Source organism: Salmonella sp. SG203 (assembly GCF_013350575.1).
Taxonomy (GTDB): domain Bacteria; phylum Pseudomonadota; class Gammaproteobacteria; order Enterobacterales; family Enterobacteriaceae; genus Salmonella; species Salmonella enterica.
Genome location: NZ_SNMT01000011.1, coordinates 11,851 through 26,126 on the forward strand (window position 1 = coordinate 11,851; position 14,276 = coordinate 26,126).

18 protein-coding genes are annotated in these 14,276 nt (G+C 56.1%); 1 reads left to right on the forward strand and 17 read right to left on the reverse strand.

Annotation, left to right across the window (positions count from 1 at the left end; translation table 11 throughout):
- Nucleotides 1-11: 11 nt before the first annotated feature.
- From HV477_RS16195 to HV477_RS16235, 10 genes are all read right to left on the reverse strand, one after another.
- Nucleotides 12-1,496: a TIGR03752 family integrating conjugative element protein gene (locus HV477_RS16195; RefSeq protein WP_175065163.1), complete on the reverse strand. Its 1,485-nt coding sequence runs from the start codon at nt 1,494-1,496 to the stop codon at nt 12-14.
- Nucleotides 1,496-2,392, reverse strand: a complete 897-nt coding sequence (locus HV477_RS16200; protein ID WP_111763875.1) for a TIGR03749 family integrating conjugative element protein — start codon at nt 2,390-2,392, stop codon at nt 1,496-1,498. Before HV477_RS16200 ends, HV477_RS16195 begins: the two co-directional genes overlap by 1 nt.
- Nucleotides 2,389-3,045 (reverse strand): PFL_4703 family integrating conjugative element protein, encoded by a 657-nt coding sequence (locus HV477_RS16205; RefSeq protein WP_111763874.1) that lies wholly within the window; start codon nt 3,043-3,045, stop codon nt 2,389-2,391. The genes HV477_RS16200 and HV477_RS16205 overlap by 4 nt, the downstream gene beginning before the upstream one ends.
- Nucleotides 3,045-3,425 (reverse strand): TIGR03750 family conjugal transfer protein, encoded by a 381-nt coding sequence (locus HV477_RS16210; protein WP_175065164.1) that lies wholly within the window; start codon nt 3,423-3,425, stop codon nt 3,045-3,047. The genes HV477_RS16205 and HV477_RS16210 overlap by 1 nt, the downstream gene beginning before the upstream one ends.
- A 12-nt stretch (nt 3,426-3,437) precedes the next feature.
- Entirely contained in the window at nt 3,438-3,776 is a 339-nt protein-coding gene (locus HV477_RS16215; RefSeq protein ID WP_001750466.1) for a TIGR03745 family integrating conjugative element membrane protein, read from the reverse strand.
- Nucleotides 3,777-3,792: 16 nt separating this feature from the next.
- Nucleotides 3,793-4,029, reverse strand: coding sequence for a TIGR03758 family integrating conjugative element protein (locus HV477_RS16220; RefSeq protein ID WP_001750467.1), 237 nt, complete (start codon nt 4,027-4,029; stop codon nt 3,793-3,795).
- Nucleotides 4,026-4,340 (reverse strand): RAQPRD family integrative conjugative element protein, encoded by a 315-nt coding sequence (locus HV477_RS16225; protein ID WP_001750468.1) that lies wholly within the window; start codon nt 4,338-4,340, stop codon nt 4,026-4,028. Before HV477_RS16225 ends, HV477_RS16220 begins: the two co-directional genes overlap by 4 nt.
- A 121-nt stretch (nt 4,341-4,461) precedes the next feature.
- Entirely contained in the window at nt 4,462-4,584 is a 123-nt protein-coding gene (locus HV477_RS28825; RefSeq protein ID WP_023221913.1) for a hypothetical protein, read from the reverse strand.
- Nucleotides 4,585-4,708: 124 nt separating this feature from the next.
- Nucleotides 4,709-5,386, reverse strand: a complete 678-nt coding sequence (locus tag HV477_RS16230; RefSeq protein ID WP_024138960.1) for a CZB domain-containing protein — start codon at nt 5,384-5,386, stop codon at nt 4,709-4,711.
- 245 nt (nt 5,387-5,631) lie between these two features.
- On the reverse strand, nt 5,632-6,537 hold the full coding sequence (locus HV477_RS16235; RefSeq protein ID WP_023221915.1) for a metal ABC transporter substrate-binding protein: 906 nt from the start codon (nt 6,535-6,537) through the stop codon (nt 5,632-5,634).
- A 373-nt stretch (nt 6,538-6,910) separates the two neighbouring features.
- Here HV477_RS16235 and HV477_RS16240 point away from each other — a divergent pair, with 373 nt between their 5' ends.
- Complete coding sequence (locus tag HV477_RS16240; protein WP_024147636.1) at nt 6,911-7,147, forward strand: hypothetical protein; 237 nt, start codon at nt 6,911-6,913, stop codon at nt 7,145-7,147.
- A gap of 133 nt (nt 7,148-7,280) precedes the next feature.
- Here HV477_RS16240 and HV477_RS16245 read toward each other — a convergent pair whose 3' ends face one another.
- From HV477_RS16245 to HV477_RS16275, 7 genes are all read right to left on the reverse strand, one after another.
- Nucleotides 7,281-8,027: a TIGR03747 family integrating conjugative element membrane protein gene (locus tag HV477_RS16245; RefSeq protein ID WP_175065165.1), complete on the reverse strand. Its 747-nt coding sequence runs from the start codon at nt 8,025-8,027 to the stop codon at nt 7,281-7,283.
- The gene (gene traD, locus HV477_RS16250; RefSeq protein ID WP_175065166.1) at nt 8,027-10,177 is read right to left on the reverse strand and encodes a type IV conjugative transfer system coupling protein TraD; all 2,151 of its coding nucleotides are present in this window, start codon (nt 10,175-10,177) and stop codon (nt 8,027-8,029) included. The genes HV477_RS16245 and traD overlap by 1 nt, the downstream gene beginning before the upstream one ends.
- Before the next feature lie 88 nt (nt 10,178-10,265).
- On the reverse strand, nt 10,266-10,772 hold the full coding sequence (locus HV477_RS16255; RefSeq protein WP_031607317.1) for an integrating conjugative element protein: 507 nt from the start codon (nt 10,770-10,772) through the stop codon (nt 10,266-10,268).
- Between the two features lie 67 nt (nt 10,773-10,839).
- Nucleotides 10,840-11,520: a transglycosylase SLT domain-containing protein gene (locus HV477_RS16260; RefSeq protein ID WP_175065167.1), complete on the reverse strand. Its 681-nt coding sequence runs from the start codon at nt 11,518-11,520 to the stop codon at nt 10,840-10,842.
- Entirely contained in the window at nt 11,499-12,281 is a 783-nt protein-coding gene (locus tag HV477_RS16265) for a TIGR03759 family integrating conjugative element protein (RefSeq protein ID WP_001750478.1), read from the reverse strand. Before HV477_RS16265 ends, HV477_RS16260 begins: the two co-directional genes overlap by 22 nt.
- A gap of 22 nt (nt 12,282-12,303) precedes the next feature.
- On the reverse strand, nt 12,304-13,266 hold the full coding sequence (locus HV477_RS16270) for a hypothetical protein (RefSeq protein ID WP_175065168.1): 963 nt from the start codon (nt 13,264-13,266) through the stop codon (nt 12,304-12,306).
- A gap of 813 nt (nt 13,267-14,079) precedes the next feature.
- Nucleotides 14,080-14,241, reverse strand: coding sequence for a hypothetical protein (locus tag HV477_RS16275; RefSeq protein WP_023222971.1), 162 nt, complete (start codon nt 14,239-14,241; stop codon nt 14,080-14,082).
- Nucleotides 14,242-14,276 lie beyond the last annotated feature (35 nt).

A 14,276-nucleotide genomic window follows, 5' to 3' on the forward strand; every position in this document is an offset into this window, starting at 1 on the left:
CTCCGTCATCTCTAATCCAGTCCGCCGGTATGGTCATCGCTGCCCGGCAGCGTGAAGTCATATTTCACCCGGCGCCCTTTTTCGGCATAGTCAATATTCAGCTGGCGCGTAATGTGCACCGCCACCTGTGCCCCCGGAGGAACGTACACCGCATCAAAGGTCTGCCCGTAGCGCTCCTTCACCCACTGCGCCACGTCCTTAAAGCTGCCTCCCAGCGCCTGGCCCAGCACCGCCTGCCCGGCATTTCCGGTCAGCGCCGATGTGATACCCCCGCTGTCGGTGGTGTTACTGGTGTACTGGCTGGCCGTCAGCGCATCGCCCGCCGACGTACCCAGCGCCAGCAGGCCGATGGTCGGCAGGTACGAGGACGCGTTGGATTTACGCTCTCCGCTGATACACGGAATGCCGCTGTTATCTGAAAGCCAGCCAATACTGCCGCCGTTCCCCGACCCGCCGCCGTTTTCACCGCCGCTGTTGTCGGTCCTGTCCGACGGTGCCGGCAGGGTTCTGACCGTGCCATCGGAAAAGACGAACGTGATGGACGTGACGCTGCCGCGAACGCAGGACAGCGTCCAGTCTCCGCTTGCCGTACCCGACACGATGGCCCCCTCCACCTCCGGCAGCTCAATCCCGTTTGCCGTCAGGTTGTCCCGGCCAATCATCACCTTAAATGGATAGGGGTCAGTCACTTTATTGTTGACAGGCACCCGTCCCAGCAGCGCCGTCACAGCCCGACTTCCCACCAGGGTTGCGTTCTCCGGCAGGGTGTACACCGGGTCAACCGGCCCCTCGTCCTGGCCGTTATCCAGCCCCTGACGGTGGTTCGCATTACGCTCCAGCGCATTTTTCTCCCGGGTGAGAGGATTATCTTCCAGAAATGAAGTGGCAAAATGCGGGGGCTGTCCCTGCCCGCCCTGCTGCGGGTCAGCCGGTACCACGTCCTGCGGCTCAGCCCAGCGGAAGCCGTCACTGCCGGCGGAAATGTCGGTATCATGTCCCGGCTCCAGTCCCAGCCCCACGGGAATATCAGCACCGCTTCCCGCCTGTGCGGATGACGCACCACCGCCCGGCGCCAGTCCGGACAGCATGGCGTTAAACTGGTCCGTCAGCGTGGTTTTCTGCTGCGCCAGTGCCTTCTGTGTCCGGTCTTCAGCCTCCGACACGGCGTCCGCAATACGCTGGTCCACCTGACCGTTGCCGGCCTGCAGCTTCCAGTTCTCTTCTTTCAGAGCCAGGTTCTCTTTCATGATGTCGCCCTGCTGGCGCTGGACCTCCCCGAGCTTCCCCACCAGGGTGTTCAGGGTGTCCTGCGGCGTATCGCCTTCTATTCCCAGCTCACGCAGCTGTTCCGGCGTCAGCTGCGGCAGGGGAACCTGCTGTGTCGCCGTCTGCTCCGGTGTTCCGGACGTACAGGCGCGCATGCCGACACCGGCCGCGCCCAGCAGAACTGCCGGAACCAGCACTTTCACCAGTGCGTTGGATTTCAGGGTGGCCATCAGCGTTTGCCTCCCTGCTTCACGGTGATCGGTGGTTCAGCAATAAAGGCCGCTTCCGGACGTCCCTGCATCACCAGATACAGGGTGGTGGTGTCTTCCGGCCGCCCGGCAGGTCCCAGCCAACGGTGCTGGAAGGTCGCCGCCACAAACCGGCCGGCCAGCACCCGCGGGTCCGTCACCACTTTCCCGTTACCGGTATTGCGCACCCTCAGCGCCACCACGCTGTACTCTCCCCGCCCCCAGGCAGCCAGCGGCCTGATATCAAGGGGCTCAGACGGATACAGCGTGGTGATGTGTGCCGGCAAGCGGAGCGGCAGGGGATGGATACCCGGCAGGGCTTCCACCGTGCGCAGCGGGGCGTACAGCGTCTGGGCCGCGTAGCGGGTCAGCACCACCGGCAGCGGGCCGTTCAGTTTCGCATCCTGTCGGGAGGCCGGCGCTGCAGCCTTATGTCTGTTGCCCTCGCTCCCGGCCTCCACACCTGAAGAACCGTTATTCCCTTCAGCCTGTCCGCGGCGGATGGCGCTCTCCACCGTGCCGCGATAAACAATCTGTACCGGCTCCCGCACCGTTTTTCCTTCGGCTGCGCTGACATCCATCAGCACAATTTCTCCGCTTTCCACATCCTTCAGCACCAGACGGGTGGCAGGAAAAGCCACGCGGGCATCGAGATACACCGTCCCGCCGCTGCTCTGTATTCTGAGCTTTCCGTCCAGCGACGCGGGAAAGCCCACTTTCACGTTTTTATCCACAAACACTATCCGTTCCTGACCCACCGTCAGCGGAACCTGCAGCGGAATACGCTCCCACTTCATCAGCTCCACCGCATGGCTGAACGGACTGCACAGCGCCCCCAGTAAAAACAACAGTACGGACGGACCGCGACAGTACCTCATTCATTCCTCCCCGTATTGTCCAGCTCACTGAGCCCGGAGACCTGCAGGCGCTGCGGAGTACCGGCATAACAGTCCAGCGCCAGCCCGAACGGGTTTCTTTCCGGGTCGCCCTCCCATTTCACCACCCGCAGCGGATAACGGGTCAGGGCGCGCTTGACCAGCACTGCGTGATAGTATTCATCCGCCACCAGGTCCAGGTTCACCACCCAACTGTCCCGGCTGTTTTCCCTCACGCTGTTGCTGTTATAGCCCTGCATCGGAATTTCATACACCATGCGAACCCTGTCTTTCAGCTCATCATGCGTGCGGCGCAGCTTCACATCCTTATTCAGAAAATCCTGGCACCCCGGCGTCAGATAAGGACTCATCTGTGCAATCCTGGCCGGATAGTCGCTGTCGCCATTCTTCGGCCAGGCGTTAAGCTGCTGAAAGATATAGAACCCGAAGCTGTACACGGTGGAAGACGGGACCTCCCACCACTTCTGCGTGCTGCCGGAGCGCAGGTCCGGGGGCACGTGCACGGTCAGGTCCCGGGGGGCCAGCATCCAGCCGGCCATCGACAACGCCGCCAGAATCCCCAGAGCAACGCAGGTAATACGAAGCGTCAGAATATGGTTGTCGCGCTCAGACAGCGCGTGACGAAAGCGGCTCATCAGCGACACCTCCGGGTACGCCGGATTTCCCGGCAGGGGCAGTCCGTGAAGAAACGGTACCCGCCATAACGACAACTGCCTTCCGTGCTGTCGGTCACCCGGGCAAGCAGCAGGATGACGTGCTGCCAGAGGTAGTTGTCAGGCTTGTTGCGTTTGTAACGCATCAGCCATTCACCGCTGAACCAGGCCACCGGCAGGGGCATCAGAATGACCAGCATGGGAAAGGCAATCCAGCCCGCGAACGGGGCCACAAACACCGCCGTCACCAGCCCCAGTCCGGCACCGCACAGCGCCGCCACGCCCAGCTCCCCGACGGTGAACCCCCGCCACACCACCGGACGCACATTCAGGCGCTCGGGAATAAAATCAATGGCAGCCATACCGTCTCCCGCTCAGATTACCGTCACGGCTTTGTTGAGGAAGTAAATAACCAGCACCACCATAATGGCACCGACCACCACCCGGAGACCGAAGTCAAACCAGCTGGCTTTACCGTCCCCAATCTTGTGATAGGTGCCAACGCAGGAGATGACCACCACGATGAAGGCAGCCGCACAGATAACCAGCGCCCCGTAGGAAACCCCGTTGCGGCTCATAATTTTGACATCCTCCATCACGTCGGCGGAGTTTGCGCCTCCGGCGATTTTGGGCAAATCCGCACGGGCGGCCAGAGACCAGAAGAGACCGGAACAGAACGTGACCGCGCCACGCAGACGGGTAATCAGTTTCATCGAGAATCCTTGTGTCTTAATAGCTGTAAAAGAGCATCGCCAGCTCAAGCAGAATAATCAGACGCACGACAAACATCCCGGCAGCCCCCGCCTTCACGTCCTGGTTCGACCAGCCGACATACACGGTCCGTATCATCCAGGCGGCCAACAGGAACAGCAGCGCAAAGAAAAGCGCAGTCACCAGATGTTTAATATTCGCCGGCTCCAGCCCACCGGAGCCAGCAATAAAAGCCGCACGCTGCACACCGTTCACGGGCGTTCCCGTCGGTACTGTCCGCTGACCGTATAACCTTGCGGCAGCCTGGGCTGGGCGCGGGACGGTTCAAGGTACTGTGAAATGCCCTGCTTCATCGCCCGGAGGTCTCCGGTCGCTCGGGTGTAATCAAAATAAAAACGACCGTCCCCTGCGTCCTGTGCGCTGAGGGCCTGCGCGCGGTCAAGGGAGGCCTGCAGCTGGTCAAGCTGGCGCATCACCAGAGCCAGCTCATCCTTTTCAGACGCGAAGGCTGACGACACGGCCAGCGACAACACAATGACCGGAATGAGGAAAAAACGACGGGACATATCCTGTGCGCTCCTGAATAAAAGGTTCCGCACACAGGTTGTCGAAAATGATGACGAAAATCAGCAGTAAACTGTTTTCCGGATTTTGAAAAAAACGGCGGGGTATTATGAAAAACGCAAATCATTCATCACTGTAAAAAAGGAGAAACTCCCGGCGGACATCCTGATACACCATATAATGAATCGCCAGTTCACCACAGAAGCAGGTCAGCACCAGTATCCAGACCAGAATTCGTTCTTTCACTCGCTCTCCGGACGTCAGGCTGGCTTGCCCTTCACTGACTTATAACATTCATCCTGAATGTTATAATGGAGTCTCATATTTAAACTGCGGTCACTGCGAGGGTAAAACGCGGGAGACTGGTACGTCAGAGCCTGGACGAAACATCGCCGACAGTACTCTGTCGGACGACACTGTCATCCAGCTCATCCAGCGCTGCAATAACCGCCTGGCTGGCCGTTTCCAGCATATCCAGTTTTTTCAGTACCGACTCCGGAGTGCGCTTCTCACGACGCGATTCATGCACCAGTTCTGAAAGCGCCAGATGAAGCCTGCTGTGCGCATCCCCCAGGCGGACAAATGCAGGCAGCGAGCCAAAGGCAGTCCGGCCTTCACCATGATACCAGCGCCCCAGAACGCAGTGATACTCATCCTCAGGGGGAAACGTGTCTTTTCCTTCCAGAACCGACATATAAACCCTTTCCCGCCACTGATAATGAACAGCCTTAAGGACCGTCACCTGCAGGCTGTGCGCCGTACAACGCATCGCATTTGCAGACACAGTCATCTTTCCCTGTATTTTCTCATTTTCTTCAATCAGGTCGCTCAGCAGGGCGATAACCTGGTTCCCGTATCGTCTCTCCCGGGGGGTCAGTGAGCCCAGCTTATTTTTCAGCCTGCCACGCAGGGAATACATCCGGTTGACCAGCCCGGTGATCCCGTCGGTCACCGCCTCATTTTCATCTGCCACGGCAGACATTCTGGTATACAGCTTTTCGGCTTTTTCTGCGGTATACAGCACATGCACCTGCTTCGACTGTAGCATTCTGTAAACCATGGCAAAAAGCGCACTGTTGTCTCCTGAAATCACATTTCCCCCTGTTACTGCTTAAAACGCAAACAATCAGATTGAGGGATTAAAATAACACGGGAGATAAACAAAACAGGAACATTCGGGAATGTTCTGACATGCAGGAAAATCAGGGCATAAAAAACCTGTAGCAACATATCTGATGCTACAGGCTTCACTACCAGAAGCTGTTACCCGGAGTTGGCTGTCCGGGTTATCCGCTATTTCTTCGACATCCCGTCCTGGAGCCCTTTGACCACGGTACCTGTGGTCACCTTCAGCAAATCAATGTACGTCGGTACCGGTCCGTTCTCCGAGCTCAGGGAATCAACGTATAAAACACCACCGTAGTGCGAACCTGTTTCCCGGGCCACCTGTCGGGCAGGCTTGTCTGACACAGTACTTTCACTGAAGACCGCCGGAATATGATACTTTCTCACCTGTTCAACCACTTTACGCACCTGCTGGGGCGTGCCTTCCTGGTCTGAGTTAATCGGCCACAGGTAGAGCTCTTTAAGCCCGAGATCGCGGGCGAGATAAGAAAATGCACCTTCACTGCTGACCAGCCAGCGTTGTTCTTCCGGTACTCTTTCCACCTGCTCACGCAACGGTTCAATGGTGGCGGTTATCTGTTGTTTATAAACCTCAGCATTGTGCCTGTAAGTATCAGCATTCGCCGGATCGTATTTCACCAGCGCATCCCGGATATTATCAACATAAATAAGTCCATTATCCGGTGACATCCAGGCATGAGGATTGGGTTTGCCATTATATGGTCCTTCGGTTATCCCCATAGGAACAATCCCTGTTGTGACTGTCACCTCAGGCACATTTTTCATGTTCTCATAAAATCGCTTAAACCATGTTTCCAGATGCATACCATTGGACAGTATCAACTGTGCGCCCTGGGCACGCTTGATATCACCTGGTGTTGGCTGATATTCATGAATTTCGGCATCAGGTTTGGTTATCGAACTGACCTCAGCCGCATCACCCGCCACATTTTTCGCCATATCAGCAATGATAGTAAAGGTGGTGATAACCTTGAACTTCTCCGCCGCATATGTAGCAGTGGAGGTAAACGCCGTCAGAATGATACCAAACAGTATTAATTTCGTTTTTTTCATCAGAGATCTCCGTACGATGTGGTAAAAACAGACTGTTACAGCCAAAAACATAGCCTTTGCTATATTGATACTATATAACACAACCAGCCAAAGTTGATAATGATTATCATTTGCAAATAACATTTTTTCTTCAGCAACGGGGGAAGTGAGATGAAAAAAATAAAACCCGTAGCATCAGAGACACCACGGGCAGCTTTTATGACTTCATTCATGCCTGCAAAGTATGCTTCTTCACTGATAAGAACACATCGATAGAGCAACCATTTGTAAACAAGCAATCAGTTCATACATGATTTTGCCTGTAGCAATTCAATGCCTGAATGTGATTCATTATTTTGGGTAAATATAGGTATAAATAACGTAAGGAGCCTGTATGATGGAAAACCACCCCGCGCTAAATGACCATAGTCTGGCAAGTTATGCAGCGTGGATATCGCTGACCCGCACCCTTCATGAACAGAATATTCTGGACTCAGAACAACTTAGCCGCCATTTGCTGTCTCACTTCAACGCCCTACGGGCCTGTCAACAGGAAGGCGCGGCCGAACTGGTAATGGAGTATCGTCTTGCCTTTGAAGATATGCTAAAGGATAGTAAAGACGTTTCCTGAGTCATCGTTACTGCGCCACCTTTAGACGAAAATGATCATAGCTTCGGGTTGATTAACAAAAGTTAACCCAGGGCTTTTCCACTTCCGGTCTTAGGGAATACCTTCAAACCAGAGGTCGAAATCTCCCCCGTTTCTAGAGGTATTTTTTGAACGTGGATGCCTGTACCGTCAGTACCACACCAAACAACAGTGCCGATGGCAGCAGGAACGCATTCGGGTATGCTGCCACTGGCCACGACAGATACGCCATCACCGGACAGACCAGCGCCGGCTTTATCAGCCTCCGTGCATTATGGTACAGAAAGCTCGACTCATACCCTGCCCCGTACCGCCTGAGATCACGCAGGCTCAGCCCTTCCACCATCGCCACGGCCGCCGCCATCACAAACAGCGGTACTGACAGAAACAGAATACTCACCCGTACCACAAACACCACTGTGAGATACAGCGTTGCCTCCAGGAACACCCTGAACTGCACGGCCAGCCACGCCCCACTTGTCGCCACCGTCCGCGTGAACAGATTACCGTCGCCGTTACCGGCACTCAGGGTACCGGACAGCCCGGCGTTCTCCGTGAACCACCGGTATCCGTCGCGTACCCACGACATCACCGTCACTGACGGCTGCGACATCACCAGGCTTCGGGTAAAGTCCGACGAGAGGAAACGCAGCTCCGTCTCCATCATTACCCGGGCGTGCTGCGCTCCCTGCTCAGGCCACCAGAATATCAGTCCCGCATATTCCACCATCAGGCTCAGAAACAGCGACGCCAGCAGAATACCGGCAATATGCCACGGCAGACGCCAGAGCAGCAGCCGGAGCAGGCCCGTTTTTTTCGGCGGAGCGGTATTCTGCTGCGGGCGGGACTCTTCCTTCGCCATTACTCATCGTCTCCTTCGGGCTCTGTCTCCGTAACAGGTGCCGGGTCTGGCTGCGTATTTTCGCTGACCAGTGTGACCGGATCCGCGAGGGTCGTTATCGACGGCCACCAGGCGTCACCGGTACGGTAACTCTTCTGCATATCCGTAACCATCGCCAGCATATCCGGCGGCATCACAATATCACCGGCATCAGACGGCAACGGCATCCTGATTTTCCACAGCCGCCCTCCCTCCAGCAGGGCGAATGCCTGTCCCTTCGGCAGGCTGATAAGCTCCGCTGTAGAAATCAGCGGCATTCTGACGCTGCTCACCCGGTCCTGGGTGTTTGAGGTGAAGTGCGCCCCCTGCTCCGGATTCGAGATATCAGTGAAGCCGGAAACCAGGGTTTTGGTGTACACATCCACTTCAGGCAACTGGCTGGTCAGCAGTTCTGCCGTCATTTTCTCCCTCACCCTCAGCATAATGAGGGTGTTGAAGTTACCGGTCACCTGGGCCGCCTTTGCCGCGTTCCCGATACGGGCTTCAATGTCAGACCAGGTCTGGGTGTAGGCCGTGACTTCAATCCCGGCACCGCCGCCTTTGTTTACCATCGGAATAAATTCCGGTCCCATCAGTTCGTTAAACTCATCACAGTGAAGGCTGATGGAAGGTTTTTTCTCTTTTATTCCGATCTCAGGCTGGTCTCCGTCGTGACCGAACTTGTAGATATGCCCTGCCACCGACACCAGGTCAGCGAACATGGAGTTGCCGACGGCAGACGCCACATCCGCATCCGACATCGCATCGAGGCCGATATACACAACCCCTTTCCTGCGAATAACCTGTTGCCAGTCCAGAAGTGGACGGCTGTCATTCATGTCACGATAGTCCGGAGACAGCAGCGTGGCCATTTTTCCGCTGGTCAGTTTTTCCAGTAATGGCAAAAGGGAAGCCACTATTTTATCGAAGTACTTCTGGTCGTAGCGGACCGCGTTGCTCAGACTCTCCAGAACGGTATCTTCAAGGGCCTGCCCTTCCGGACTTTCGAGCACCTGTGTAACGGCAGCGCGACGCAGGACATAGTCCTGTAATGACCGGTTCTGGTTCACCTGGCTTAACAGCGCCACCTGCTGCTCAATCACTGCCAGCAGGTGCGGGGCTTTCTCCCTCAGATACCATCCCACATAGCGTTCATGCAGTCCCGTGATATTCATGACGTAACGACGAACCCGGTTATAGTCCGGCCGCTCTCCCAGAGCAACCAGCGCCTGGGCAATAATGTTCACCACTCGCCAGGCAAATTCACGAAACGCGGCACTGTTGCCTTCCCCGCTGAGCTGGTTTGCGAGGCGTCCCGGTACCTCTGACGTACGACCAAAACGCCCTATGCCATTGTAACGGGCGCTGATTTCAGGCCAGCCCAGGTGAAACACGTACAGTTCATCCTGCCGCCCGGTCCTGTGGGCTTCTGCCCACACTCTTCTGAGCAGGTCGGCATCACCTTTCGGGTCAATCACCACCACGGTATTTCCACGCCGGATATCCTGGGTTATCAGCAGTTCCGCAAGCCTGGTTTTGCCCACGCGGGTGGTTCCCAGTACCAGCATATGACCCACCCGCTCCCCCAGGTCCATGCTGACATCCGTTTCATCAGGCTCCACGCCGTGTATCGCAGGATTACCGCCTGCCGGCGGCAGGGGCCGCACGGGATTAAACCGGGCATCCGTACGCAGTACCCGGCTCAGCCATGGAAGCCGGTATTCTGTCCAGCGCTCTGTTTTTCTGGCCAGGCGGTACGCCACGGACGGCTGCAGAAAGGCCTGTACGTCAGGCCGCCGGGTCTCCAGCAGACGCTGGAGATGCTTCTGCTCCCAGGAAAACCCTTTGCCCAGGAACAGACGATAGCGGCTGACCGGTACCTGACGACTGGTCATCACATAGCGGGGAAGACGTTTCAGGTTGCGGCGATAGCGAAGAATCTTCAGACCCTGGCGGGTCCGTACCGCGGCCAGTGCCACAAATGCTCCTGCAGTCACATAGCTGACCGACGGGGAGAGGGCCACTGCCCATGGCGCGCTGACGCAGACAAATGCCGCACAGCCTGCCGCCACGGCCGTATTGAGCTCCACCGCAGGACGCAGCAGCGCTTCCATCACATATCGGTCGCTCATCCTTACTCCCTCCAGATAAGAGCTGTATCGCCGACACTCAATGATACTGACAGCAGGCCATCTGGAGTCCAGCGACAGCATCACCGTCTCACTGCGAAAGACCGTCGGCGGTAATCAGCACCGGGTAATGTGCCAGGCCCAGCCGTCGGGCAATATCACTGGCTGACGCCGGCAACAGCGTCAGCCCCGGGGCCAGCGTCTGCAGGCCCCGCAGGGCTGAACCATCAGTAACGTTCACCACAAGCCCCGTCGCATGCAGTTGCTGCAGGTCTCCCCGGCGTTGTTCCAGCCATCTGCGTGAAAGCGCGTCGTCTCCGACCAGAAACACCGGTGCCATACCGGTAAGTTCAGACCTGCGGTTTTCCACACGCCCGGGAGTCATCTCCGGTGTGCTCACCGGCAGCATCTCATCCACCGTCACGGGAGATGCTGAAGGCGAAGGCGGCGTCAGGGTGCGCGGTGGCGTGAATTCACTTATCTCATTGTTCACGGCATCAAACAGCGGGACCGTGGACTCTCCCCCGAGATCTGCCACCACCGTCAGGGCCGCCATTGCAGAGGCGGTCAGCAGTCCGGTCAGTACAACCGGCACCAGGGTGTAACGGATTACAGGGTAATGCACCCGGAAATGGCGGAAAATGCGTGGATGTATATACTGCAAATTACTGTCCTCCAGGTGTCTGCGGCTCAGCCCACAGCAGCGCCGTTTCTTCGGTTGCCGGCGATACTACGGTCGGGACCGGATAAGAAAAATGGGATGACGTGAGTGAATCAGAAGCGGCCGCGTCCAGCGTTGCCAGTTTCCGCTGCACAATAGCCCGGTAGGTACGTGCAGGTTTTCCGCCGGCGGGATGGTGATAACACCCCGCCGCCTGCAGCCAGCTGCCAGGGTTCATCTCATAGCAGTGACGCAATATTTGCGCGGCAGCCCGCAGGTTGGTGTACGGCTCCAGCGCTTCACGGTAGCTGCGGAAAAATGCCCCGTTCCACCCCAGATTCACCTGGGCTATTCCCACATCAATGCGCCGCAGCGGGTGGTGGCGCATAAAACCCAGCAGCGCCTGATATGCCTCCTCCCGCGTGGCGTAGCGGTAACCCTTCCCCGCCACGTTCAGTGTCCAGGGCCAGGGACGCTCCCCCTGAGGTAATCGCCGGGAGGATTCAGCGAGTGATACCGAATACAGCGCTTCAGCTGGTACACCGTATTCTTCCGCCACCCGCCGATAGCCTTCAGGAACCGGACACCCGGCAGACGGCGGCTTTGTGGTTGCATGTCCGGAAAACACCACAGCGGCTTCCGCCATCAGAAATGCTGATACCGTCAGAATGCGGCGATTTGCCATCCGCTCTCTCCCTGTTGCAGAACCACCGGCATACGCCCCTGACCGAATTTCAGCCATTTACCGTTGTCATGGTTCAGGGTTATCCGGTGGCTACGGACCCTGTCCACCGGGATATGGTGCGCCAGCGCCCACTGCCGGATGACCTCGTCACTGCCGCTGCTGTCCACCACGTAGATATCCACCGGGCGGTTATCGGCGATAATGGCGGCCAGACGGGCGTCGCACTGCGGGCAGTTCTCCCTCCTGACAAACAGCGCCAGACGGCCCCGTGTGTCGTGCGCCACTCCGGCTGCATTCCCTCCCATGTTTACCGGCAGTACGCCCGGATACAGGCGTTTCCAGGCCGCGTCGACCTCCCTCTGAAATGCCAGTTCTTTTTCCACGCGCTGATATTCCTGTTTCACCCACAGCTCTGCCATATGCCGGCGTTCTGCAGCAGATCCCGCTTCCAGACCCAGCGCCAGCACCGGGTCAATCCCCGGCGACTGAATACCCCGGGGTCCTTTCATCACATCACGGTACTGCTGCCACTGCGTGTCGCTGAGTCCCCAGACCGCGGCCTCCCGGGCGCTGTTGTCGGTCTGCGTCTGCTGTACCTGCGACGTGACCGTCTCAGAAGGTTGTGTCCGGGTGTCACTGCCGGCACTGACGTTGTGACCGGTACTGATCGACGCGATGGCCGGACCGCATACCGCCAGCAGAAAGCCGGTCACCGCCATGCCATTCAGAATATTCATTACCCTGTTTTTCAGGATCCTCATTTTCCTCTCCTCCCCCGCGCAACTATGGCGTCAGCTGTTGTATGCGCCCGTGGACCTGAAACACCGCCCGGTTACCATCGGTACTGACCAGCGTCCAGCCCCGGTAACTCTCTCCGGGGGACAACATCTGCAGCTGTGACCAGTCGCTGTCTGCCCCAGCGGGCAATACCACCGCATACGGCTGACCGCCCCTGCGCTCCACGCCGGTCAGGACAAACGGAGGAGGGAGTGCGCGGGAAACCACAGGCTTTCTGACAGCCGGGGATGTCGCAGCGGGTTCACCCTGCGTTCGTACCGGCGATGGTTTTGCCGCAGTACCGGCTGCCTTTTTTTCCCGTTGCGCTTTCCATACTGAGAGCGAATCAATTCGGGATACCTCCTCATCCAGCCGGGATGAGAGCGCGTCAGTCAGCTGTTTCAGCGAGTCCTGCTGTGTCGCCAGTGCCGTCACATAAGTCCGGAGAGACTCACTGTCTTTCACCAGTTGTGTGGCCTGTGTTTCCAGCGCTTTCCGGGCCTGGCTGTCTTCCTGGTACCAGGTCTGTGCCTGCGTCACCGACAGATATTGCTGTTGTTTCTCTTCCAGCGCCTGAATACGCTGTGGCAGGGAGTCCAGTTGCCCGCTGCGAAATGCCGAATCCAGGCTTGTCAACAGGATCGCCTGCTGGCTGACCGTCTGCCACAAATATGCCACCACCCCCGCCAGCCCCAGAATCAGCACGACTGAAGATATCTGCCAGAGCAGCGCCGGCGATTTCTTCCGGGAAGTCGGTTCTGCACGCCTGTTGCCGTCGCCACCCCGGCGGTGTGAAGCCTGCTGTACCAGGGGTTCTTCTGTGGTTGTTGCATCAACAAAGGAGGGGCCACGATTCGGATACACTGGTGAGCCATTGCTGTCTTCCAGGTCCGGACTGCTCAGGCTGGAGGAAAGGGAAGCGTCTTCATCACCCGGAACAAATGCCGGTACGGCTGTAAGTATTGTCATGACCAATGTCCTTCTGAATGTCTTTTGCATTTATCATGACTATGTGGAAGAAATCTGACGGATTCAGCAGACAAATCAAAACCGGAAAACGAAAATAAAAACTCGGGCGTTTATAACGATTACCGAAGACAGAATGTACCGTATTTTATGAACCTGAACTAAGTAGTTCCGCGGCTCATCTGGAATAAGTCATTGACTGTTTTCTGTTAAGACTGAACACAAACAAGGGAAATAATATCTCATTAATCCGCAATATAAATAAAAAACCAGAACCAGAAAATAGAACAAAAATAGACTCTATATTTTAAAACGAACTGTTAATATCAATAAATACGTTAATCGGCCCTCTTATTTTTGTTTGTGAGCATAATACTCTTAAATAATCAGTAATCATCAAAAAAAATTTGATAACTGATATTTTCAGGATATCCACTAAAGTAACTATAGTTACATATTCAGACAGAGAGATTTAAAGCACACTCCATCGCCTGAATTTTATTGGTTCAAAATTAATATGACAGCTTTCGTTGGTAGTACACAAACAAATCTGACATTCAGCTTCGAGCAAAAGGCGGACACAGGACGGAAAAAAGCCGCCTGTGGAGGCTTTCATCTGAAGGGAAACTTATGTATTGCTTTTACGATACAAGGCTACCAAATCAGAGAAGATTAACAGAAACAATCCGTTGATACGGTTCATCCATTTAATCCCACTGGCTACATTGCCGATGGGCTTATTGGTAAATAAAAGCTGACAATAAAAATTCACTCGAAATGCCCCGTCAGCAGACCACACGGACGGGGCTCATATTTTTACTCATCCCCGCCCAGAACTCCCAGAACCAGAAGGATTTCATCCACAATACCCTCTCCGTCGCGCCCGTCCCGGTTACAGTACTCCATAAACTGCTCCAGATTCTCCTCCAGAAAATCGCGAATGAGCAGTGCCTGAAAATCACTCATCACATCATTCATAACGCATTCTCCTCAAAATCCGATATCATCCTGCT

Excerpts from the sequence above, each read along its gene's own strand:
- HV477_RS16195 (WP_175065163.1), bottom strand. The coding sequence starts at position 1,496 with ATGGCCACCCTGAAATCCAACGCACTGGTGAAAGTGCTGGTTCCGGCA.
- HV477_RS16200 (WP_111763875.1), bottom strand. The coding sequence starts at position 2,392 with ATGAGGTACTGTCGCGGTCCGTCCGTACTGTTGTTTTTACTGGGGGCG.
- HV477_RS16205 (WP_111763874.1), bottom strand. The coding sequence starts at position 3,045 with ATGAGCCGCTTTCGTCACGCGCTGTCTGAGCGCGACAACCATATTCTG.
- HV477_RS16210 (WP_175065164.1), bottom strand. The coding sequence starts at position 3,425 with ATGGCTGCCATTGATTTTATTCCCGAGCGCCTGAATGTGCGTCCGGTG.
- HV477_RS16215 (WP_001750466.1), bottom strand. The coding sequence starts at position 3,776 with ATGAAACTGATTACCCGTCTGCGTGGCGCGGTCACGTTCTGTTCCGGT.
- HV477_RS16225 (WP_001750468.1), bottom strand. The coding sequence starts at position 4,340 with ATGTCCCGTCGTTTTTTCCTCATTCCGGTCATTGTGTTGTCGCTGGCC.
- HV477_RS16230 (WP_024138960.1), bottom strand. The coding sequence starts at position 5,386 with ATGCTACAGTCGAAGCAGGTGCATGTGCTGTATACCGCAGAAAAAGCC.
- HV477_RS16235 (WP_023221915.1), bottom strand. The coding sequence starts at position 6,537 with ATGAAAAAAACGAAATTAATACTGTTTGGTATCATTCTGACGGCGTTT.
- HV477_RS16240 (WP_024147636.1), top strand. The coding sequence starts at position 6,911 with ATGATGGAAAACCACCCCGCGCTAAATGACCATAGTCTGGCAAGTTAT.
- HV477_RS16245 (WP_175065165.1), bottom strand. The coding sequence starts at position 8,027 with ATGGCGAAGGAAGAGTCCCGCCCGCAGCAGAATACCGCTCCGCCGAAA.
- traD (WP_175065166.1), bottom strand. The coding sequence starts at position 10,177 with ATGAGCGACCGATATGTGATGGAAGCGCTGCTGCGTCCTGCGGTGGAG.
- HV477_RS16260 (WP_175065167.1), bottom strand. The coding sequence starts at position 11,520 with ATGGCAAATCGCCGCATTCTGACGGTATCAGCATTTCTGATGGCGGAA.
- HV477_RS16265 (WP_001750478.1), bottom strand. The coding sequence starts at position 12,281 with ATGAGGATCCTGAAAAACAGGGTAATGAATATTCTGAATGGCATGGCG.
- HV477_RS16270 (WP_175065168.1), bottom strand. The coding sequence starts at position 13,266 with ATGACAATACTTACAGCCGTACCGGCATTTGTTCCGGGTGATGAAGAC.
- HV477_RS16275 (WP_023222971.1), bottom strand. The coding sequence starts at position 14,241 with ATGAATGATGTGATGAGTGATTTTCAGGCACTGCTCATTCGCGATTTT.